The organism is Pseudomonas brassicacearum (genome assembly GCF_009601685.2).
Classification (GTDB): domain Bacteria; phylum Pseudomonadota; class Gammaproteobacteria; order Pseudomonadales; family Pseudomonadaceae; genus Aquipseudomonas; species Aquipseudomonas kilonensis_B.
The window spans coordinates 5,143,937-5,164,731 of the sequence record NZ_CP045701.2; the positions used below are offsets into that span (position 1 = coordinate 5,143,937).

The 20,795-nt window shown below is 61.7% G+C and carries 18 protein-coding genes and 1 tRNA gene; 13 read left to right on the forward strand and 6 right to left on the reverse strand.

What is annotated here, in order from left to right:
- Positions 1-113 precede the first annotated feature (113 nt).
- A complete protein-coding gene (locus tag GFU70_RS22215) occupies positions 114-992 on the reverse strand; it encodes an MBL fold metallo-hydrolase (RefSeq protein WP_058542594.1) in 879 nt (292 codons plus the stop codon).
- Between the two features lie 113 nt (positions 993-1,105).
- On the opposite strand from GFU70_RS22215, the gene GFU70_RS22220 reads away from it, so the two are divergent.
- From GFU70_RS22220 to GFU70_RS22255, 8 genes are all read left to right on the forward strand, one after another.
- On the forward strand, positions 1,106-2,011 hold the full coding sequence (locus GFU70_RS22220) for a LysR family transcriptional regulator (protein WP_058542595.1): 906 nt from the start codon (positions 1,106-1,108) through the stop codon (positions 2,009-2,011).
- Positions 2,012-2,164: 153 nt separating this feature from the next.
- On the forward strand, positions 2,165-3,673 hold the full coding sequence (locus GFU70_RS22225) for a sigma-54-dependent transcriptional regulator (RefSeq protein WP_058542596.1): 1,509 nt from the start codon (positions 2,165-2,167) through the stop codon (positions 3,671-3,673).
- Between the two features lie 362 nt (positions 3,674-4,035).
- Positions 4,036-4,419: a glycine cleavage system protein GcvH gene (gcvH, locus tag GFU70_RS22230; protein WP_058542597.1), complete on the forward strand. Its 384-nt coding sequence runs from the start codon at positions 4,036-4,038 to the stop codon at positions 4,417-4,419.
- Between the two features lie 10 nt (positions 4,420-4,429).
- On the forward strand, positions 4,430-7,279 hold the full coding sequence (gene gcvP, locus GFU70_RS22235) for an aminomethyl-transferring glycine dehydrogenase (RefSeq protein ID WP_058542598.1): 2,850 nt from the start codon (positions 4,430-4,432) through the stop codon (positions 7,277-7,279).
- A 139-nt stretch (positions 7,280-7,418) separates the two neighbouring features.
- Positions 7,419-8,795 carry an L-serine ammonia-lyase gene (locus GFU70_RS22240; protein ID WP_058542599.1) on the forward strand — a complete coding sequence of 459 codons (1,377 nt, stop codon included), beginning with the start codon at positions 7,419-7,421 and terminating at the stop codon, positions 8,793-8,795.
- Between the two features lie 39 nt (positions 8,796-8,834).
- A complete protein-coding gene (gcvT, locus tag GFU70_RS22245) occupies positions 8,835-9,959 on the forward strand; it encodes a glycine cleavage system aminomethyltransferase GcvT (RefSeq protein WP_116641432.1) in 1,125 nt (374 codons plus the stop codon).
- Positions 9,960-10,354: 395 nt separating this feature from the next.
- On the forward strand, positions 10,355-10,567 hold the full coding sequence (locus GFU70_RS22250; protein ID WP_003175786.1) for a cold-shock protein: 213 nt from the start codon (positions 10,355-10,357) through the stop codon (positions 10,565-10,567).
- Positions 10,568-10,661: 94 nt separating this feature from the next.
- On the forward strand, positions 10,662-11,150 hold the full coding sequence (locus GFU70_RS22255) for an RDD family protein (protein WP_153388818.1): 489 nt from the start codon (positions 10,662-10,664) through the stop codon (positions 11,148-11,150).
- Between the two features lie 237 nt (positions 11,151-11,387).
- Here GFU70_RS22255 and nadA read toward each other — a convergent pair whose 3' ends face one another.
- The gene (nadA, locus tag GFU70_RS22260) at positions 11,388-12,446 is read right to left on the reverse strand and encodes a quinolinate synthase NadA (protein WP_058542602.1); all 1,059 of its coding nucleotides are present in this window, start codon (positions 12,444-12,446) and stop codon (positions 11,388-11,390) included.
- 316 nt (positions 12,447-12,762) lie between these two features.
- Between nadA and GFU70_RS22265 the strand changes: the two genes are divergently transcribed.
- The 5 genes from GFU70_RS22265 (at position 12,763) to GFU70_RS22285 (ending at position 18,235) form a co-directional block, all read left to right on the forward strand.
- A complete protein-coding gene (locus GFU70_RS22265) occupies positions 12,763-14,496 on the forward strand; it encodes a copper resistance system multicopper oxidase (protein ID WP_153388819.1) in 1,734 nt (577 codons plus the stop codon).
- 10 nt (positions 14,497-14,506) lie between these two features.
- Positions 14,507-15,409 (forward strand): copper resistance protein B, encoded by a 903-nt coding sequence (locus tag GFU70_RS22270; RefSeq protein ID WP_116641429.1) that lies wholly within the window; start codon positions 14,507-14,509, stop codon positions 15,407-15,409.
- 57 nt (positions 15,410-15,466) lie between these two features.
- Complete coding sequence (gene copC / locus GFU70_RS22275) at positions 15,467-15,853, forward strand: copper homeostasis periplasmic binding protein CopC (RefSeq protein WP_058542605.1); 387 nt, start codon at positions 15,467-15,469, stop codon at positions 15,851-15,853.
- 4 nt (positions 15,854-15,857) lie between these two features.
- Entirely contained in the window at positions 15,858-16,769 is a 912-nt protein-coding gene (gene copD, locus GFU70_RS22280; RefSeq protein ID WP_058542606.1) for a copper homeostasis membrane protein CopD, read from the forward strand.
- 278 nt (positions 16,770-17,047) lie between these two features.
- Positions 17,048-18,235, forward strand: coding sequence for a cyanate transporter (locus tag GFU70_RS22285; protein WP_058542607.1), 1,188 nt, complete (start codon positions 17,048-17,050; stop codon positions 18,233-18,235).
- Between the two features lie 2 nt (positions 18,236-18,237).
- Here GFU70_RS22285 and GFU70_RS22290 read toward each other — a convergent pair whose 3' ends face one another.
- From GFU70_RS22290 to queE, 4 genes are all read right to left on the reverse strand, one after another.
- The gene (locus GFU70_RS22290; protein ID WP_058542608.1) at positions 18,238-18,924 is read right to left on the reverse strand and encodes a hypothetical protein; all 687 of its coding nucleotides are present in this window, start codon (positions 18,922-18,924) and stop codon (positions 18,238-18,240) included.
- Positions 18,925-19,168: 244 nt separating this feature from the next.
- A tRNA-Lys gene (locus GFU70_RS22295) sits at positions 19,169-19,244 on the reverse strand.
- A gap of 63 nt (positions 19,245-19,307) precedes the next feature.
- Positions 19,308-19,982: a 7-cyano-7-deazaguanine synthase QueC gene (gene queC / locus GFU70_RS22300; RefSeq protein ID WP_175360374.1), complete on the reverse strand. Its 675-nt coding sequence runs from the start codon at positions 19,980-19,982 to the stop codon at positions 19,308-19,310.
- A 19-nt stretch (positions 19,983-20,001) separates the two neighbouring features.
- The gene (queE, locus tag GFU70_RS22305; RefSeq protein WP_003205025.1) at positions 20,002-20,649 is read right to left on the reverse strand and encodes a 7-carboxy-7-deazaguanine synthase QueE; all 648 of its coding nucleotides are present in this window, start codon (positions 20,647-20,649) and stop codon (positions 20,002-20,004) included.
- Positions 20,650-20,795 lie beyond the last annotated feature (146 nt).

A 20,795-nucleotide genomic window follows, 5' to 3' on the forward strand; every position in this document is an offset into this window, starting at 1 on the left:
TCAAGTGTCTTGGGAAAGATCGCAGCCTCGTTTCACTCGACAGCTCCTACACAGCCCAGCGGGAGCAAGCTCCCTCGCCACAAAAGCGCATCCGATACCCTGGAATCAGGGCTTCACCACTTCATCTCGCCCTTTGCCACCTTGGCACTGAGCTCCAGGGAACTGTCTTCACCCAGGTCCGGATAGCGTTGCTTCATGGCGGCGATCAGTGCGACGGAGTCCTTGGCCCGAGCGGTTTCCTCATCGAAGGCCTTGATGTAGTCGGCAGTGAAGCGCACCGGGGCCAGGGAACGGGCGCTTTGACCCAGGTAGTGGCCCGGAATCACGGTGTTCGGCTGCAGCTTTTCAATACCGGCGAGGGTCGCCAGCCAGTCCTTGTGGGACTGCGGCGTCTGGGTGTCAGCCATCCAGACATGAATGTTCTCGGCCACCACCACACCGCCAACCACGGCCTTGATCGATGGAATCCACACGAAACTGCGGTCCGGCTGCGGGCCATCGAGACCGACGATCTGCAAGCGCTGGCCTTCCAGGGTCAGGCTGTCGCCCTTGAGCACCTGGGGCACGATGGCTTTGGCCGGGGCATCGGCTTTCAGGATCGGCCCCCAATATTTCAGCTTGCCATCGACGGTTTGCTTGATGTGCGCGACGGTCGGCGCGGACGCCAGCACTTTGGCCTCGGGAAACGCGGTGGTAAGGGTTTCCAGACCAAAATAGTAGTCTGGATCGCCATGGCTGATGTAGATCGTGGTCAATCGTTTGCCGCTGGCGCGAATTTTTTCCACCACCTGCTCGGCCTGGCTCTTGCCAAACTGGGCGTCCACCAGGATCGCGTCTTTTTCGCCGCTGACTAAAACCGAAGTCACGGGGAAAACCGCTGCCGCGCCGGGGTTGTAGACGTCCAGCGTCAGGTCGGTGGCCCAGGTCTGGGCCGTGAAAGCCAGGGCGGCGGTTGCCAGCATCAGGCGCTTGAGTGGGGTGAATCCGGTCATGGTGTGCTCCGTTGTCCAAAGGCCCGAGAGGGAATGAGACGAAGCTTAGTGACCTGACTCGTTTCAAAAAATGCGATGATCGGACATAGTTTGTTTCTGAAATCGGGCAGATCATGGATCGTCTACAAGCAATGCGGGTGTTCGTCACGGTGGTGGACTTGGGCAGCCAGTCGGCGGCGGCCGAGCATCTGGACCTGTCGCGGCCGGTGGTATCGCGGTATCTGGCGGAGCTGGAGGACTGGGTCGGTGCCCGGCTGATGCATCGCACCACCCGCAAGCTGAGCCTGACGGCCGCAGGCTCCGAGATCCTGCCGCGTTGCCGGCAGATGCTGGAGCTGTCCGGCGACATGCAAGCCGCGGTCAGCGCCCCGGACGACGCGCCACGGGGCATGTTGCGCATCAGTGCCAGTACCTCGTTCGGCCAGGCCCAACTGGCGAGTGCCATGGCCGAATACGTCAAGCAATACCCTGGGGTGAGCGTCGACCTGCAAATGCTCGACCGCACTGTGAACCTGGTGGACGAGCGCATCGACCTGGCGATCCGCATGAGCAACGACCTGGACCCGAACCTGATTGCCCGTCGCCTCACGGTCTGCCGCTCGGTGATCTGCGCCTCGCCGCGCTATCTGCGAGAGCACTCGACACCGCTGCGCGTGGAAGACCTGAGCCGACACAACTGCCTGACCCATTCCTACGTCGGCAAGAGCCTGTGGCATTTCGAGCAGGACGGCGAGCAGGTCTCGGTGCCGGTGCAAGGCAACATCAGCGCCAACGAAGCCAGTACATTGCTTCAGGCAACGATAGCCGGTGCCGGCGTGGCCATGCTGCCCAGCTACCAGGCCGGCGCCCACATCAAGAACGGCGAACTGATCCGCCTGCTGCCCCACGCCGAACCCCGCCGGATGAACATGTACGCGGTGTACGCCTCACGCAAACACATGCCGTCGGCGCTGCGCAGCCTGCTGGATTTTCTGGTGCTCAAGTTTCCCGAGAGACCGGAGTGGGATATTGGGTTGTAAACGATATCCGCCTCACCGCCGACCTCCTGTGGGAGCGGGCTTGCTCGCTCCCACAGGGGGTCACCGTCGTTCTCAAGTATTACACCAGGATTTCACCAACAGCCCGCCCCAAGGCATACTTGCGGCCCTCCGAGTTCCAGAATCCATCGCCCCATGCGTATCCACGTCAGTTTCATCGACCGCGTCGGCATTACCCAGGAAGTCCTGGCCTTGCTCGGTGGGCGCAATCTCAACCTGGATGCGGTGGAGATGGTGCCGCCCAACGTCTACATCGACGCCCCGACCCTCAGCCCGCAAGTGCTCGACGAGTTGCGCGAGGCGCTGTTCAGCGTGCGCGGCGTGCAGGCGGTCACCGTGGTGGACATCCTGCCGGGCCAGCGTCGGCACTTGCAGCTCGATGCCTTGCTCGCGGCCATGACCGACCCGGTGCTGGCCCTGGACAGCGCCGGCAAGGTGTTGCTGGCCAACCCCGCGCTGATTGCCCTGTACGGTCGTGAGCCGGCCGGGGAAAGCGTGGCCGAACTGTTCGGTGACGAGGCCTTGCTGGACGCCTTGCTGGAGAACGGTTTCCGCTTGCCGCTGCGGGAAATCACCCTCAACGGCCAGACGTTGCTGCTGGACGCCACGCCCATCACCGATGCCGGCGCGCTGCTGACGCTGTATCAGCCGAACCGCATCGGCGAGCGCCTGTCGGCACTGCATCACGATCACGCCGAAGGCTTCGACGCGCTGCTGGGCGAGTCCCCGGCGATCCGCACCCTCAAGGCCCGGGCCCAGCGGGTCGCGGCGCTGGATGCACCGCTGCTGATCCAGGGCGAAACCGGCACCGGCAAGGAACTGGTGGCCCGGGCGTGCCATGCCATCAGCGCCCGTCATGGCGCACCGTTCCTGGCCCTGAACTGCGCGGCATTGCCGGAGAACCTGGCGGAAAGCGAACTGTTCGGCTACGCCCCCGGCGCCTTCACCGGGGCGCAACGCGGCGGCAAGCCCGGGCTGATGGAGTTGGCGAACCAGGGCACGGTATTCCTCGATGAAATCGGCGAGATGTCGCCCTACCTGCAGGCCAAGCTGCTGCGTTTCTTGAACGACGGCAGCTTTCGCCGGGTGGGCGGCGACCGGGAAATCAAGGTCAACGTGCGGATCCTCAGCGCCACCCACCGCAACCTGGAAAAAATGGTCAGTGAAGGCTCGTTCCGCGAAGACCTGTTCTATCGCCTGAACGTGCTCAATGTCGAAGTCCCGCCACTGCGTGAACGCGGCCAGGACATCCTGCTGCTGGCGCGCTATTTCATGCAGCAGGCCTGCGCGCAGATCCAGCGCCCGGTCTGCCGCCTGGCCCCCGGCACTTACCCGGCGTTGCTGGGCAACCGCTGGCCGGGCAACGTGCGGCAATTGCAGAACGTGATCTTCCGCGCCGCGGCCATCTGCGAAAGCAGCCTGGTGGACATCGGCGACCTGGACATCGCCGGCACCTCCGTGGCGCGCCAGGGCGATGTGGAAGTCGAAAGCCTGGAGCAGGCCGTGGAAAGCTTCGAGAAGCACCTGCTCGAAAGCCTCTACGTCAACTACCCCTCCACCCGCCAGCTCGCTAGTCGCCTGCAGACCTCCCACACGGCGATTGCCCATCGGTTGCGTAAGTACGGGATTTCCGGGAAGCCATAAACCCGCCCCAGTCCCCACTGAGGGAGCAAGCTTGCTCCCACAAATTCTGTGTTGTGGCGAAACTGCGTGAAAAACGACCTCCACCTGTACTGAAAGCGCTACAGCGGAACGATATCGCTACACTCATCGCTAACCAGCGCTGCGCAAGGCTTTGATCCCACAACGATTTTATCCAGCCTCCCAGCTGTAGCGATTTCGCTACAGCAAAGTCGATCCAAGTTTCGACAAAATCGTTCAAGCCATTGATATTTAAGCAATTATCAACATTGGCCGTATTCTTGCTATGGGTATTGTCATTCGGCCGGGCCAAGCCCCGCGCCTTTCTTCGCGTCCACCAGACGAATCTGGCCCCAGGAGTTTCCATGAGCGAGTTGCGTTTCACTGAAGATCACGAATGGCTGCGCACCGAAGCCGACGGCAGCGTTACAGTCGGTATTACTGCGTTTGCCCAGAACGCCTTGGGCGATGTGGTCTATGTTCAGTTACCGGAACTGCAAAGCTACGACAAGGGAGCCGAAGCCTCCACCGTGGAATCGGTGAAAGCCGCCAGCGGTGTCTACATGCCACTGGACGGTGAAGTGCTCGAAGTGAACCCGGCCCTGGAAAGCAATCCGGAACTGGTCAACGAAGATCCGTTGGGCGCAGGCTGGTTTTTTCGTTTCAAGCCAGTCAACACAGCCGCCGTTGGCCAACTGTTGGATCAGGACGCCTACGACCGCCTGATCAAAGCCAACGCCGAAGCCTGAGGAGCGCCACATGACCGTTAATCTCGGCACCGCCAATGAATTCATCGCCCGCCACATCGGCCCGCGTGCCAGCGACGAGCAAGCCATGCTCGAGCGCCTGGGCTACGACTCCCTGGAGGCCCTGAGCGCCAGCGTCATCCCGGAAAGCATCAAGGGCACCAGTGTGCTGGACATGGGCGACGGCCAGAGCGAAGCCGATGCACTGGCCTCGATCAAGGCCATCGCCGCCAAGAACCAGCTGTTCAAGACCTACATCGGCCAGGGCTACTACAATTGCCACACGCCGGCACCGATCCTGCGCAACCTGCTGGAAAACCCAGCCTGGTACACCGCCTACACCCCGTACCAGCCAGAAATCTCCCAGGGCCGTCTCGAAGCGCTGTTGAACTTCCAGACCCTGATCAGCGACCTTACCGGCCTGCCGATTGCCAACGCCTCCTTGCTCGACGAAGCCACCGCCGCTGCCGAAGCCATGACCTTCTGCAAGCGCCTGAGCAAGAACAAGGGCAGCAACGCGTTCTTCGCCTCCGTGCACAGCCACCCGCAAACCCTCGACGTGCTGCGCACCCGTGCCGAGCCCCTGGGCATCGACGTGGTGGTGGGCGATGAGCGCGAACTGAGCGACGTCAGCGGCTTCTTCGGTGCGCTGCTGCAGTACCCGGCCAGCAACGGTGACCTGTTCGACTACCGCGAACTGACCGAACGTTTCCACACCGCCAACGCCCTGGTGGCGGTTGCTGCGGACCTGCTGGCCCTGACCCTGTTGACCCCGCCAGGTGAATTCGGCGCCGACGTGGCCATCGGCAGCGCCCAGCGCTTCGGCGTGCCCCTGGGCTTCGGCGGCCCGCACGCGGCGTATTTCTCCACCAAGGACGCCTTCAAGCGCGACATGCCGGGCCGTCTGGTCGGCGTTTCCGTGGACCGTTTCGGTAAGCCGGCCCTGCGCCTGGCGATGCAGACCCGCGAGCAACACATCCGCCGCGAGAAAGCCACGAGCAACATCTGCACCGCCCAGGTGCTGCTGGCCAACATCGCCAGCATGTACGCCGTGTACCACGGCCCCAAGGGCCTGGTGCAAATTGCCAACCGCATCCATCACCTGACCGCAATCCTTGCCAAGGGCCTGGGTGCGTTGGGCTTGAGCGTCGAGCAAGACAGTTTCTTCGACACCCTGACCTTGCACACCGGCACGCAAACCGCCGCCCTGCACGACAAGGCCCGCGCCCAGCGCATCAACCTGCGTGTGGTGGACGCTGAACGCCTGGGCCTGTCCCTGGACGAAACCACCAGCCAGGCTGACGTCGAAGCCCTGTGGAAGCTGTTGGCCGACGGCAAGGCCCTGCCGGACTTCGCGGCACTGGCCGCCAGCGTGCAAAGCCGCATCCCGGCCGAACTGGTGCGCCAATCGGCGATCCTCAGCCACCCGGTGTTCAACCGCTACCACTCCGAAACCGAGCTGATGCGCTACCTGCGCAAGCTCGCCGACAAGGACCTGGCCCTGGATCGCACCATGATCCCGCTGGGTTCCTGCACCATGAAACTCAACGCCGCCAGCGAAATGATCCCGGTGACCTGGGCCGAGTTCGGCGCCCTGCACCCGTTCGCCCCGGCCGAGCAGAGCGCAGGCTACCAGCAACTGACCGACGAGCTGGAGGCCATGCTCTGCGCCGCCACCGGCTATGACGCAGTGTCGCTGCAACCCAACGCCGGTTCCCAAGGCGAATACGCCGGTCTGCTGGCGATCCGCGCCTATCACCAGAGCCGTGGCGAAGACCGCCGCGACATCTGCCTGATCCCGTCCTCGGCCCACGGCACCAACCCGGCCACCGCCCACATGGCCGGCATGCGCGTGGTCGTGACCGCCTGCGATGCCCGCGGCAACGTCGACATCGAAGACCTGCGGGCCAAGGCCATCGAGCACCGCGAACACCTCGCCGCGCTAATGATCACCTACCCGTCCACCCACGGTGTGTTCGAAGAAGGCATCCGCGAAATCTGCGGCATCATTCATGACAACGGCGGCCAGGTGTACATTGACGGCGCCAACATGAACGCCATGGTCGGCCTCTGCGCCCCGGGCAAGTTCGGCGGCGACGTGTCGCACCTGAACCTGCACAAGACCTTCTGCATCCCCCACGGCGGTGGCGGCCCGGGCGTCGGCCCGATTGGCGTCAAGTCCCACCTGGCACCGTTCCTGCCGGGCCACGCCAACATGGCACGCAAGGAAGGCGCGGTGTGCGCGGCGCCGTTCGGCAGCGCGAGCATCCTGCCGATCACCTGGATGTACATCCGCATGATGGGCGGCGCCGGCCTCAAGCGCGCCTCGCAACTGGCGATCCTCAACGCCAACTACATCGCCCGTCGCCTGGAAGAGCACTACCCAGTGCTCTACTCCGGCAGCAACGGCCTGGTGGCCCACGAATGCATCCTCGACCTGCGTCCGCTCAAGGACAGCAGCGGCATCAGCGTCGATGATGTGGCCAAGCGCCTGATCGACTTCGGTTTCCACGCCCCGACCATGTCGTTCCCGGTGGCTGGCACGTTGATGATCGAGCCGACCGAAAGCGAATCCAAGGAAGAACTGGACCGTTTCTGCGACGCCATGATCTGCATCCGCGAAGAAATCCGCGCGGTGGAAAACGGCAGCCTGGACAAAGACGACAATCCACTGAAAAACGCCCCGCACACTGCCGCGGAAATCGTCGGTGAGTGGACCCACCCTTATAGCCGCGAACAGGCGGTGTACCCGGTGGCGTCGTTGATCGAAGGCAAGTACTGGCCGCCCGTGGGCCGGGTCGACAACGTGTTTGGCGACCGCAACCTGGTCTGCGCTTGCCCGTCGATCGAAAGCTACGCTTGACCTGTGAGGGGGCGGGTTTGCTCGCCCCTTTCAACCACACCGCATATCCCCTTGTGGGAGTGGGCTTGCTCGCTCCCACATTGGATCTACGCCGACTTCATAATCGTCGATCCTCATAAAAAGAAACCGGAGAAACACCATGTCGTTAAGCGTGTTCGACCTGTTCAAGATCGGTATCGGCCCTTCCAGCTCCCATACCGTCGGCCCGATGCGTGCCGCTGCCCGTTTCGCCGAAGGGCTGCGTCGTGATGACCTGCTCAACGTCACCACCAGCGTCAAGGTCGAGCTCTACGGCTCGCTCGGCGCCACCGGCAAGGGGCACGGCAGCGACAAGGCCGTGCTGCTGGGCCTGGAAGGCGAGCACCCTGACACCGTGGACACCGAAACCATCGACGCCCGCCTGCAAGCGATCCGCAGCAGCGGTCGCCTGAACCTGCTCGGCGAACACTCCATCGAATTCAATGAAAAGCTGCACCTGGCGATGATCCGCAAGCCGCTGGCCTTTCACCCCAACGGCATGATCTTCCGCGCCTTCGATGCCGCGGGCCTGCAAGTGCGCAGCCGCGAGTACTACTCGGTCGGTGGCGGCTTTGTCGTGGATGAAGGCGCGGCCGGTGCCGACCGTATCGTCGAAGACACCACCCCCCTGACCTTCCCGTTCAAGAGCGCCAAGGACCTGCTGGGCCATTGCAGCACCTATGGCCTGTCCATCAGCCAGGTGATGCTGACTAACGAAAGCGCCTGGCGTCCCGAAGCCGAGACCCGTGCCGGCCTGCTGAAGATCTGGCAGGTGATGCAGGATTGCGTGGCGGCCGGCTGTCGCAACGAAGGGATTTTGCCGGGCGGGCTGAAGGTCAAGCGCCGGGCTGCGGCGTTGCACCGCCAGCTGTGCAAGAACCCCGAAGCCGCCCTGCGCGACCCGCTGTCGGTGCTGGACTGGGTCAATCTGTATGCCTTGGCGGTCAACGAAGAAAACGCCTACGGCGGGCGCGTTGTCACCGCACCGACCAACGGGGCGGCGGGCATCATCCCGGCTGTGCTGCATTACTACATGCGCTTTATTCCCGGGGCCAGCGAGGATGGCGTGGTGCGCTTCCTGCTGACCGCCGCTGCCATCGGCATCCTGTACAAGGAAAACGCCTCCATCTCCGGCGCCGAAGTCGGTTGCCAGGGTGAAGTGGGTGTGGCCTGCTCCATGGCCGCCGGCGCCCTGTGCGAAGTGCTCGGCGGCAGCGTGCAACAAGTGGAAAACGCCGCCGAGATCGGCATGGAACACAACCTCGGCCTGACCTGCGACCCGATCGGCGGTCTGGTGCAGGTACCGTGCATCGAACGCAACGCCATGGGCTCGGTGAAGGCCATCAACGCGGTGCGCATGGCCATGCGCGGCGACGGGCATCACTTCGTCTCCCTCGACAAAGTCATCCGCACCATGCGCCAGACAGGCGCCGACATGAAAAGCAAATACAAGGAGACCGCCCGCGGCGGTCTGGCGGTCAACATCATCGAATGCTGATGCGCTTGCCTCACTTCTACACTTTTTCCAGGAGCTGATATGTCCACCGAACAACTGCTGAAGACCCCGCTGCACGCCCTGCACCTCGAACTCGGTGCCCGCATGGTGCCGTTCGCCGGCTACGACATGCCAGTGCAGTACCCGCTGGGGGTGATGAAAGAACACCAGCACACCCGCGATCAGGCCGGGCTGTTCGACGTGTCCCACATGGGCCAGATCCGCCTGACCGGTGCAGGTGCCGCCAAGGCCCTGGAAACCCTGGTGCCGGTGGACATCATCGACCTGCCGGTGGGCATGCAGCGCTACGCCATGTTCACCAACGACAACGGCGGCATTCTCGACGACCTGATGGTCGCCAACCTGGGCAACGACGAATTGTTCCTGGTGGTCAACGCCGCTTGCAAGGAACAGGACCTGGCCCACCTGCGGGCCCATATTGGCGCGCAGTGCAGCATCGAGCCGTTGTTTGAAGCCCGTGCCCTGCTTGCCCTGCAAGGCCCGGCCGCCGTCACCGTGCTCGCCCGCCTGGCGCCGGACGTGGCGAAGATGACTTTCATGCAGTTCCAGCGCGTCACGCTGCTGGGCGTGGACTGTTTTGTCAGCCGTTCGGGCTATACCGGTGAAGACGGTTTCGAAATCTCGGTGCCCGCCGCCGACGCGGAAAAACTGGCCCACGCGCTGCTGGCCGAACCAGAAGTGGCCGCCATCGGCCTCGGTGCCCGTGATTCCCTGCGCCTGGAAGCCGGCCTGTGCCTCTATGGCCATGATATGAACAGCGAGACGACCCCGATCGAAGCCAGCCTGCTGTGGGCCATTTCCAAGGTTCGTCGTGCCGATGGCGCTCGCGCCGGCGGTTTCCCCGGCGCTGAAACCGTGTTCGCCCAGCAGCACAATGGCGTGAAGCGCAAACGTGTCGGCCTGCTGCCCCAAGAACGCACACCGGTGCGCGAAGGCGCAGAGATCGTCAACGACGCAGGCGAGATTATTGGTGCAGTGTGCAGCGGCGGCTTCGGCCCGACCCTGGGCGGTCCGTTGGCAATGGGTTACCTGGATAGCGCCTATGTCGCACTGGATACGCCAGTCTGGGCCATCGTGCGTGGGAAAAAGGTGCCTTTACTTGTAAGTAAAATGCCATTCGTCCCACAACGCTACTACCGCGGTTGATTGACTGTTTCTATAAGTAACGCGATTGCGTTATACGTGCACTAATGTGTAACGCAACCGCCATAAAAAGGTGCATATCCTTAGACATTCAATGGCGCTTATAACGGTCATTAACAATTGAACTAGCCTATCGAATAAGCCCCGCCTGGCGATGTATGTAAATGCCTGCAAGCTGAGCAAATACGGGCTTCCCCGGGGGGTTGTTTTTTCGTTCGGAGTTGGCGTAGAGTTTGGTCACTGTGTTTGCATGGGTCGCTTGGATCGTGACCTGGGCAGTAGCCTACGAAGTTAGCTACATCCCGTTCGACGTCATCTTACTTTCCTGCAACCCAGCCCCAGTACTCTTTCATGCGAAAGAGGCTGTCATCAATTTTAGCGTCAAAGGAAATAAGAAAATGTCTCAACGTCAGAGCGGTACCGTCAAGTGGTTCAACGACGAGAAGGGTTTTGGTTTTATCACGCCTGAAAGCGGTCCGGACCTGTTCGTGCATTTCCGCGCCATTCAGGGCAACGGCTTCAAGAGCCTGAAAGAAGGCCAGAAAGTCACTTTCGTTGCTGTGCAAGGCCAGAAAGGCATGCAGGCTGACGAAGTACAAGCTGAAGCCTAAGGCTTTCGCGAACTAAAAAGCCCCTGATTGATATCAGGGGCTTTTTTATGGGCGTAAATCCGTAAAATGGCTTCTTTTTTCAGCCGAGGCCGACATGCCGAAACACCTGCTCATCCCCCAGGGCGACTTTCCTCCCGCCGGCCTTGGCCGTCGCCTGGCTGCGATGTTTTATGACTTCCTGCTGTGCACGGCGCTGCTGATCGTCACCAGCGGCGCCTACAAGATGATCCAGATGGCGATCATCGGCGAAGAGAAAATGCGCGCCCTCACGGAAGCTGGCGCCCTGGACGGCGACCCGTTGCTGTCCACCGTGCTGCTGTTCGTGCTGTTCGGCTTCTTCGCCAAGTTCTGGACCCACAACGGCCAGACCCTGGGCATGCAGGTGTGGTGCATCCGGGTACAGAACGCCGATGGCACGGCCATCAGCCTGTGGCAGGCGCTGTTACGGTTCGTCGTGTCGATTGCATCATTGCTGCTGTTGGGCGCAGGCTTCATCTGGGCGCTGTTCGACAAGCGCAAGCGCAGCTGGCATGACATCTACTCGGATACGCAGTTGGTGCGGATTCCCAAGAAGGCCAAATAAGAACACCACAAAACCCGTGGCGAGGGCGCCTGCCCGCTGGGCTCTGTAGGAGCTGTCGAGTGCAACGAGGCTGCGATCTTTCCCCAGACACTTGAGTCTAAAGCGAAAGATCAAAAGATCGTCCGAACGCGGCCCGAGCCTTCGGCAGCTCCTACAGAGCCCGGCGGGAGCAAGCTCCCTCGCCACAAAAAGCGTCATAGGCCTCAAGACTTCTTGAAGCCTCAAGCCTCCCAACGATCAGGCATTGCCCGCCAGCTTCATCCGCGCGGCCTGGGTGAAGTCCAGCATGCGCTTGAGCGGGCGAATCGCCTGGGGGATCAGCGCCGGGTCGACGAATATCTCGTTGGTGCCTTCCTGCAAGCTCTTGAGCGTGCGCTCCAGGGTATTCATCGCCATCCATGGGCAGTGTGCGCAACTGCGGCACGCCGCGCCGTTGCCGGCGGTAGGGGCTTCGATGAAGACCTTGTCCGGGCACAGCTGCTGCATCTTGTAGAAAATGCCCCGGTCGGTGGCGACGATCAGTGTCTTGTTCGGCAGGGTCTGGGCCGCGGCGATCAACTGGCTGGTGGAGCCAACGGCATCCGCCAGTTCGATCACCGACGTCGGTGACTCCGGGTGCACCAGGATCGCGGCGTCCGGGTAGAGCGCCTTCATGTCCTCCAACTGCTTGGACTTGAACTCTTCGTGGACGATACAGGCACCGTCCCAGAGCAGCATGTCGGCGCCGGTCTTGCGCTGGATGTAAGTACCCAGGTGCTTGTCCGGGCCCCAGATGATCGTCTCGCCGTTGTCCATCAGGCTCTCGACGATTTCCAACGCACAACTGGATGTCACCACCCAGTCGGCCCTGGCCTTCACTGCCGCCGAGGTGTTGGCATACACCACCACGGTGCGTTCAGGATGCTGGTCGCAGAACGCCGAGAACTCGTCCACCGGGCAACCCAGGTCCAGGGAGCAGGTGGCTTCCAGGGTGGGCATCAGCACACGTTTTTCGGGGTTGAGGATCTTGGCGGTCTCCCCCATGAACTTGACACCCGCCACCACCACGGTCTTGGCCGGGTGGGCATTGCCGAAGCGGGCCATTTCCAGGGAGTCGGACACGCAACCACCGGTCTCTTCGGCCAGGGCCTGGATGATCGGGTCGCAGTAGAAGTGCGCGACCAGCACCGCGTCCTGAGCCTTGAGCTCGGCGGCGATGGCGGCGCGGTACCAGGCCTCTTGCTCGGCAGTCAGCGGCTTGGGCTGCTTGGCGTCGAGGTGGGCCTGGACCAGAAGGCGTTCGGAAATTTGCGTCATGTTCGCAAGACCTGCAGGCGCGTTTTGCGCGAAAGTCGAGTATACACCCGGCTCCGGACCACTCGGGTACCGCCGGGAAAGTGGGTATCAATCAGGCACGGGACAGCGTGAAGCCGGCAAGGCTACAGAATATCCCGTCGATGCAAAAGATCATTCTGCCCTGTGCCCGCCCCTGGAACCGGACGCGCGCCCCAGCAAGAGCAAGCTGACCGAAATGTAATCACCTGCCCAGCCGGCTTATGTCATCTTCTTTTCAAAGCGACACCGAGGGATTGCCCCCGTATTCGCTGCGAATCGACTGACGGACTTCCATCGTATGCACACAAAAACTTCCCGGCGAACCTTCGTAAAGGGCCTGACTGCCGGCGCCATCCTCGGCGGCCTGGGCTTGTGGCGCGCGCCTGTCTGGGCCGTCACCGGCCCGGGCCAGCCCAACGTCCTGAGCGGCACCGAGTTCGACTTGTTCATCGGCGAAAGCCCGGTCAACTTCACCGGCAACCCACGTACCGCCCAGACCATCAACGGCGGTATTCCCGGCCCCCTGCTGCGCTGGCGCGAAGGCGATACCGTGACCCTGCGGGTGCGCAACCGCTTGAAGGACACCACCTCCATCCACTGGCACGGCATCCTGCTGCCAGCCAACATGGACGGCGTTCCGGGGTTGAGTTTCAAGGGCATAGAACCCGACGGCATGTACGTGTATCAGTTCAAGGTCCGGCAGAACGGCACCTATTGGTACCACAGCCACTCTGGCTTCCAGGAGCAATCCGGGGTCTACGGCCCGCTGGTGATCGACGCCCGGGAACCGGAGCCCTTCCAATACGAACGGGACTACGTGGTGATGCTCACCGATTGGACCGATGAAGACCCCGGCGACATCATCCGCAAGCTCAAGAAACAGTCCGATTACTACAACTACCACAAGCGCACCGTCGGCGACTTCATCGACGATGTGAGCAAGAACGGCTGGGCCGCCACCGTGGCGGATCGCAAGATGTGGGCCGAAATGAAGATGAACCCCACGGACCTGGCCGACGTCAGCGGGGCTACCTACACCTACCTGATGAACGGCCAGGCGCCGGACATGAACTGGACCGGCCTGTTCAAGCCTGGCGAACGTCTTCGCCTGCGCTTTATCAACGGCTCGGCCATGAGTTATTTCGACGTGCGTATTCCCGGCTTGAAGATGACGGTGGTGGCGTCCGACGGCCAATACGTCAAACCGGTGAGCGTCGATGAGTTCCGGATCGCCGTGGCCGAAACCTATGACGTCATCGTCGAACCGACCCAGGAGGCCTACACCCTGTTCGCCCAGTCCATGGACCGCACCGGCTACGCACGCGGCACCCTCGCGGCCAGGGCCGGGCTGTCGGCACCGGTGCCGCCCCTGGACCCTCGGCCATTGGTGACCATGGACGACACGGGCATGGGTGGCATGGACCACGGCTCGATGCAGGGTATGTCGGGTATGGACGACGGCCAGATGCAAGGTATGGATCACAGCCAGATGCAAGGCATGGACGGCATGCTGTCGCATCCCGACACCGAGAAAGACAACCCCCTGGTGGACATGCAGGCCATGAGCGTCAAGCCCAAGCTCGACGACCCGGGCATGGGGCTGCGCGACAACGGCCGCAAAGTGCTGACCTACTCAGACCTGCGCAGCACCTTCCCCGACCCCGACGGCCGCGAGCCGGGCCGTACGATCGAACTGCACCTGACCGGGCACATGGAGAAATTCGTCTGGTCGTTCAACGGCGTGAAATTTTCCGACGCCGCGCCGCTGCTACTCAAGTACGGCGAGCGACTGCGCATCGTGCTGATCAACGACACGATGATGACCCACCCCATCCACCTGCACGGCATGTGGAGCGACCTGGAGGATGAGAACGGCCAGTTCATGGTGCGCAAGCACACCATCGACGTGCCACCGGGCGCCAAGCGCAGCTACCGCGTCACCGCCGATGCCCTCGGGCGCTGGGCGTACCACTGTCATCTGCTGTTTCACATGGAAATGGGGATGTTCCGTGAAGTTCGGGTGCAGGAATGAGGAGCCGACCATGACCACTGTTTTTCAATACCCCATGGCACTCATTGCCAGCCTGACCCTCGGCGCCACCACCTCGGCCTGGGCAGCGGGCAACGATATGCAAGGCATGGATCACAGCCAGATGCCCGGGATGGACCATAGCCAGATGCAAGGCATGGACTCGATGCAGGGCATGGAACCCATGCAGTCAGCACCGACCAGCAGCCGCACGCCGATCCCGGAACTGACCGCTGCCGACCGCGCCGCGGTCTACGAGGATCATGGCGGACACGCGGTGCATGACAGTGCCATCAATTCGTTTTTCCTCATCGACCAGCTGGAGTGGCAGGACGCCGATGACGGCAGCGCCCTGAGCTGGGACGCTTCCGGCTGGATCGGCGGCGACATCGATCGTTTGTGGCTGCGCTCCGAGGGCGAACGCCTCAACGGCAAGACCGAAGAAGCCGAGCTCCAGGCCCTGTGGGGCCACGCCATCAGTCCTTGGTGGGACGTCGTGGCCGGCGTACGCCAGGACTTCAAGCCGGGCGATCCGCAAACCTGGGCTGCCTTCGGCGTGCAAGGCATGGCGCTGTACAACTTCGAAGCCCAGGCCACTGCCTTTATCGGTGAAGGTGGCCAGAGCGCGGCGCGCCTGGAAGGCGATTACGACATCCTGCTGACCAATCGATTGATCCTGCAGCCCACCGCCGAGGTCAATTTCTATGGCAAGAACGATCCCGCCCGTGGCGTCGGCTCAGGGTTGTCGGACACCGAACTCGGCGTACGGCTGCGTTATGAAATACGCCGCGAATTCGCACCCTACATTGGCGTCACCTGGAATCGGGTCTATGGCAACACCGCCGATTACGCCCGGGAAGAAGGCGAGGACCGCAGCGAAGCACGCCTGGTACTGGGCTTGCGCATGTGGTTCTGACCCGCTTACCGGCATCACTAAAAACTAAAACTAAAAACAAGCTGTAGGAGTCCTTGCATGTCACTCATCAAAACCGCTGTCGTTGCTGTCGCCCTGTCCACCGGCCTGTTGCTCAGTGGCCTGGCCCAGGCCCACCCGAAACTGCTGTCCTCTACCCCTGCCGAAGGCGCCGAAGGTGCGGCACCGGCAAAGATCGAGCTGCATTTTTCCGAAAACCTGATGACCAAGTTTTCCGGCGCCAAACTGATGATGACCGCGATGCCCGGCATGGCGGCGCATTCGCCCATGCCCATGCCGGCCAAGGTCTCCGGCAGCGATGACCCGAAAACCATGGTCATCACGCCGAATGCCCCCCTCACCGCCGGCACCTATCAGGTCCAGTGGCGCGCGGTGTCGTCCGACACCCACCCGATCACCGGTAACGTCACGTTCAAGGTGAAGTGAGTTGATGAGCGACTCGATCAACATCGTCCTGCGTTTTGCCCTGTATCTGGATCTGATGTTGCTGTTCGGCCTGGCCGCGTTCGGGCTCTATAGCCTGCGAGGCCAGGAGCGGGTGTCAGGCGCACAGTTGCCTTTCACGCCGCTGCTGCTGATCTCGGCGGTGCTGGGCGGGTTGCTCTCCCTCGCCGCCATGGCGTGCATGGCCTGGGCCATGAGCGGCGCTGTGGAGTGGGTCGAGTTGTGGCCGCATATCGAAATGATGGTAGTGGAGACCGACGTCGGCTTGAGTTGGACACTGCGGATGGCTGCGCTGCTGCTGGCCGGTATCGCCGTGACGCTCAATAAACGCTGGCCGGCCGCCAGCCTGGGCCTGGTCATGCTGGGCGGGGCCGTGGCGCTGGCGACATTGGCCTGGGCAGGGCACGGCGCCATGGACGAAGGCGCACGCCGCAACTGGCACTTCATCACCGACTTCCTGCACTTGTGGGCGGCGGGTGGCTGGGTCGGGGCCTTGGCCGCGTTTGCCCTGCTGCTTCGCCAGGCCGAACCGCAGTTGGCGGTACTGGCCCGGACATTGATCGGGTTTGAAACCGCCGGGGCGGTGATCGTGGTGCTCATCAGCGTGACGGGGGTGGTCAATTATCTGTTCATCGTCGGCCCAAGCGTCGAAGGGCTATTGGACAGCACCTACGGGCAGTTACTGGCGCTCAAACTCATCTTGTTCGCCGCCATGCTCGTGTTCGCCGCGCTTAACCGCTTTCACCTGAGCCCACTGCTGGAGCAGGCTCGACAGACCGGCGAGCACAGGGTCGCGGTGAATGCCCTGCGACGCAGCATGGTCCTGGAGTTCGCTGTGGCGGTGGCCATCCTTGGGTTGGTGGCGTGGTTGGGGACGCTAAGCCCGGGGATGGAATAGCGCCTAGCGAGAGAGCTTGCTCCCGCTGCGCTGCATGTAGGAGCTGCCGAAGGCTGCGATCTTTTGATCTTGATCTTGATGTTGATCTTTCGCTCAAGACTTAATTGGCTGGGGAAAGATCGCAGCCTCGTTGCACTCGACAGCTCCTACGCTTCTACGCGCGCCAGCGGGAGCACCAGGCTCGGTATTTAATTTTTCAATAGCCTCCACCAGTTTTCAATTTGCTCCCATCACGACTCCCCGGCCTAAATGGCGCTTTGTTTAGCCAAGGCCCCGTTATGGAAAACATTCGAACCTCAAGCACCCACGCCATCTGGCTGATGGTCAGCATCGTCTTGGTCGCGCTGAACCTGCGGCCCTCGATGGCGGCGGTCGGGCCGCTGTTGTCGGCTATTCGCGGCGAGGTGCCCTTGAGTTTCAGTACCGCCTCGCTACTGACCATGTTGCCCGTCATGGCGATGGGCCTGGCGATGTTCCTGGGCATGCGCATCGCCCTGCGCATCGGTGAACACCGCACCATCGTAATGTCGCTGTTGATCATTGGCATTGCCACGGCATCGCGCTTGTATCTGGACAGCGCCGCCGGGTTGATCGCCAGCGCGGTCGTGGCAGGGCTTGGGATTGCTTTGATCCAGGCTGTGATGCCGGCGCTGATCAAGTCGCGCTTCGCCGACAACGTATCCTTGTTCATGGGCTTGTACGTCACCTCCATCATGGGCGGGGCGGCGATTGCCGCATCGTTTTCACCCTTTGTCCTGACGCAGACCGGCAGTTGGCGCGTTGGCCTGGCCATCTGGGCATTGTTGGCGCTGGTCGCCCTGGGCTGCTGGTACGCCCAGCGCTCGAACATCAGGCCTTTGCCCGAAGCAACGTCCCGGCATCACGAAGCGTTTTCCAGCAACGCCCGGGCCTGGCTCCTGGCGATTTTCTTTGGCCTGGGCACCGCCTCCTACACCTGCGTGCTGGCCTGGCTGGCGCCGTATTACGTGGAAAAGGGCTGGAGCGAACAGCACGCTGGCCTGCTTCTGGGGTTCCTCACGGCAATGGAAGTGCTATCCGGCCTGGTCACCCCGGCGATTGCCAACCGCAGCCGGGATAAACGCCTGGTCCTGACCGTCCTGCTGGCCCTGATCATCGGCGGCTTCTGCGGCCTGATCCTCAGCCCGGAACGCTTCAGCCTGCTCTGGCCCTGCCTGCTGGGACTGGGTATCGGCGGCCTGTTCCCCATGAGCCTGATCGTGTCCCTCGACCACTTGGACAACCCACGCCGGGCCGGCGGCCTTACTGCGTTCGTGCAGGGTGTCGGCTATCTCATCGCCGGCCTCTCGCCCTTGATTGCCGGGATGATCCGCGACCAATTGGGGAGTTTTGAGTGGGCCTGGTGGTCGCTCACGGCGGTCATGGCGTTGATGATGGTGATGGTATTGCGGTTTGACCCAAAGGGTTATGGGCGACATATCCGCTAAGGCTACTGCTTTGTCCCGGTGAAAAAACGACTCCTGAACTCTCCCAAGGCTCGGGCTTTCTCCTCGCTATCGTTCGACAAGCGCAGTTGCAAGGGATCTTCGTCAACAACGGAAATCGCCGCCGTGTAGGACAGCAGATAACTGGAAAGGCCACTCTTCCAGGCGAGGATGCCGATCGCCTTGGTCAGCTCGTTCAGGTTCAGCGGCAGCGCATCTTCAATGATGAACAAACCGATACCGTAGTTGGGGTCGAACAACACCAGTTTGTCCGCGCCTCGGATGATGTAGCCAATATGATTGGTCAGCCATTTGGCGTTTTTCAGGTAGGACGCATAACCCAGCACTGGAAACCATCGCGACAAGCTCAGGAGAACTTTGCAACCTCGCACTTCAAACTTGGATGTATGCAGCTCACCGCAGACGTCGCGGGTTTTCTCGTATCGGCCCAGGACGGCCTGCAGCGTTTCGGCCGTGTTGAGGCTGGAATTGATCTTCAGCAATGCCGCCTTGGCCCTTACAAAAGCGACATGTTCAACCCAATGCCCAAAATCGGGTTGCTCTTCCACGTCATAGGAGCCCACGGCAACACCGACCATGGCGGTTACCCCGGCACACCATCCGCCCTTGATATCAGCGTCGATATCCTTGCCCTGATCGAATGGAGCAAACTGGGTAATTCGCAGCTTCATGTCGAATCCTCCTTGATCGAACCTCTCGCGTTTTTATAACGAGATGCACGCTGCGCTTGCACAGGGAGCGGGCTTCAACAGTCTAGGAGCTGAGGCCATTTTTTCCAGGTTAATGACGTAATCCCCAAGGACTGCCACGACACCAGCCAGCCTCGGGATTTGTCCGGCCACTTTCTCGCAGGCAAAAAAAAATCCGGAAATCCTCACTTTCGTGGGCCTTCCAGACTTTTAAAACTGCAAAAAATGGTGGGTCGTGTGGGATTCGAACCTACGACCAATTGGTTAAAAGCCAACTGCTCTACCAACTGAGCTAACGACCCGCTGTGTGGTGGCGCGTATAATACTGATTTCTAAGGACTATTCAACACCTAATTTGAAATAAATCAAAAATAACGGGTTGGATCGCTCACACCCGCCGTCGCAAAGCCTTCTGCGCGCAGGCGGCAGCTGTCGCACTTGCCACAAGCACGGCCCTGATCGTCGGCCTGATAGCAGGAAACGGTGAGGCCGTAGTCCACGCCAAGCTTCACACCGGCCTTGACGATGTCGGCCTTGCTGAGATTCTGCAACGGCGCCTGGATGCGGAACCCCTGCCCTTCTACGCCGGCCTTGGTCGCCAGGTTGGCCATGCGCTCGAAGGCTTCGACGAACTCCGGGCGGCAATCCGGGTAGCCGGAATAATCCACGGCATTGACGCCAATGAAAATGTCACGGGCGCCCAGTACTTCGGCCCAGCCCAATGCCAAGGACAGGAATACGGTGTTACGCGCCGGCACATACGTCACCGGAATGCCTTCGCTCGGCGCCTCGGGCACGTCGATGGAACTGTCGGTCAAGGCCGAGCCGCCGATGCCGTTGAGGTTCAGGCCGATCACTTTGTGTTCCACCACGCCCAGGTCCCGGGCAACTCGCTCGGCGGCGTGCAACTCTGCGCGGTGGCGCTGGCCATAATCGAAACTCATGGTGTAGCAGCGGTAACCCTCGGCACGGGCCATGGCCACGACGGTGGCCGAATCCAGGCCACCGGACAACAGGATGACCGCACGTTTTTCGGCAATGTTCGAATGTTCAGTCATATCAGCGCCCCGGCTCGTCGTTCCAAAGATATTTATGCAACTGCAGTTGCAGGCGCACCGGCAGGTTATCCGCCACCACCCAGTCCGCCAGGTCCCGGGCGCTCAAATCGTGATGGCTTGGTGACAACAACACTTCGCCAGCCCGCTGGTCGAGCCCGTACTGAATCAGCTTGGACACGGCCCAATCGTAATCTTCCCGCGAACAGATCACGAACTTGACCTGGTCGTTGGGGGTCAGCAGCTCGATATTCTCGTAACGGTTGCGGTGCGCTTCCTTGGAGCCTGGAGTCTTCAGGTCCACGACGCGACTGACGCGCGGGTCGACGGCCGAGATATCCAGGGCGCCGCTGGTTTCCAGCGAAACCTCGTAACCGGCATCACACAACTGCTTGAGCAAAGGGATGGCGTTAGGTTGCGCCAATGGCTCACCGCCCGTGACGCAGACATAACGCGGACGATAACTGGCCACTTGCTCCAGGATATCGTCGAGGGTTCGCAGGGTGCCGCCGCTGAATGCGTAGGCACTGTCGCAGTATTGGCAACGCAACGGGCAACCGGTGAGGCGCACAAATACTGTGGGCAGCCCAGCCGTCCGTGTTTCACCCTGCAACGAGTAAAAAACTTCGGTGATTCTCAATGTGTCTTGCATAGTCGCCACGGGCGTAACAGCTAAACAGGCTGTCCGCCTCCGTCAGGCACTTCAAGGAACCCCGCCAACGCGCAGATCCCAAAAAGCGTGTTTCATAAAAAGGGCGTGAATTCTAACGAAAAAACCCGCGACAGGCGCGGGTTTCT

Coding starts and splice junctions, on each gene's coding strand:
- GFU70_RS22215 (WP_058542594.1), bottom strand. CDS start 992: ATGACCGGATTCACCCCACTCAAGCGCCTGATGCTGGCAACCGCCGCC.
- GFU70_RS22220 (WP_058542595.1), top strand. CDS start 1,106: ATGGATCGTCTACAAGCAATGCGGGTGTTCGTCACGGTGGTGGACTTG.
- GFU70_RS22225 (WP_058542596.1), top strand. CDS start 2,165: ATGCGTATCCACGTCAGTTTCATCGACCGCGTCGGCATTACCCAGGAA.
- gcvH (WP_058542597.1), top strand. CDS start 4,036: ATGAGCGAGTTGCGTTTCACTGAAGATCACGAATGGCTGCGCACCGAA.
- gcvP (WP_058542598.1), top strand. CDS start 4,430: ATGACCGTTAATCTCGGCACCGCCAATGAATTCATCGCCCGCCACATC.
- GFU70_RS22240 (WP_058542599.1), top strand. CDS start 7,419: ATGTCGTTAAGCGTGTTCGACCTGTTCAAGATCGGTATCGGCCCTTCC.
- gcvT (WP_116641432.1), top strand. CDS start 8,835: ATGTCCACCGAACAACTGCTGAAGACCCCGCTGCACGCCCTGCACCTC.
- GFU70_RS22250 (WP_003175786.1), top strand. CDS start 10,355: ATGTCTCAACGTCAGAGCGGTACCGTCAAGTGGTTCAACGACGAGAAG.
- GFU70_RS22255 (WP_153388818.1), top strand. CDS start 10,662: ATGCCGAAACACCTGCTCATCCCCCAGGGCGACTTTCCTCCCGCCGGC.
- nadA (WP_058542602.1), bottom strand. CDS start 12,446: ATGACGCAAATTTCCGAACGCCTTCTGGTCCAGGCCCACCTCGACGCC.
- GFU70_RS22265 (WP_153388819.1), top strand. CDS start 12,763: ATGCACACAAAAACTTCCCGGCGAACCTTCGTAAAGGGCCTGACTGCC.
- GFU70_RS22270 (WP_116641429.1), top strand. CDS start 14,507: ATGACCACTGTTTTTCAATACCCCATGGCACTCATTGCCAGCCTGACC.
- copC (WP_058542605.1), top strand. CDS start 15,467: ATGTCACTCATCAAAACCGCTGTCGTTGCTGTCGCCCTGTCCACCGGC.
- copD (WP_058542606.1), top strand. CDS start 15,858: ATGAGCGACTCGATCAACATCGTCCTGCGTTTTGCCCTGTATCTGGAT.
- GFU70_RS22285 (WP_058542607.1), top strand. CDS start 17,048: ATGGAAAACATTCGAACCTCAAGCACCCACGCCATCTGGCTGATGGTC.
- GFU70_RS22290 (WP_058542608.1), bottom strand. CDS start 18,924: ATGAAGCTGCGAATTACCCAGTTTGCTCCATTCGATCAGGGCAAGGAT.
- queE (WP_003205025.1), bottom strand. CDS start 20,649: ATGCAAGACACATTGAGAATCACCGAAGTTTTTTACTCGTTGCAGGGT.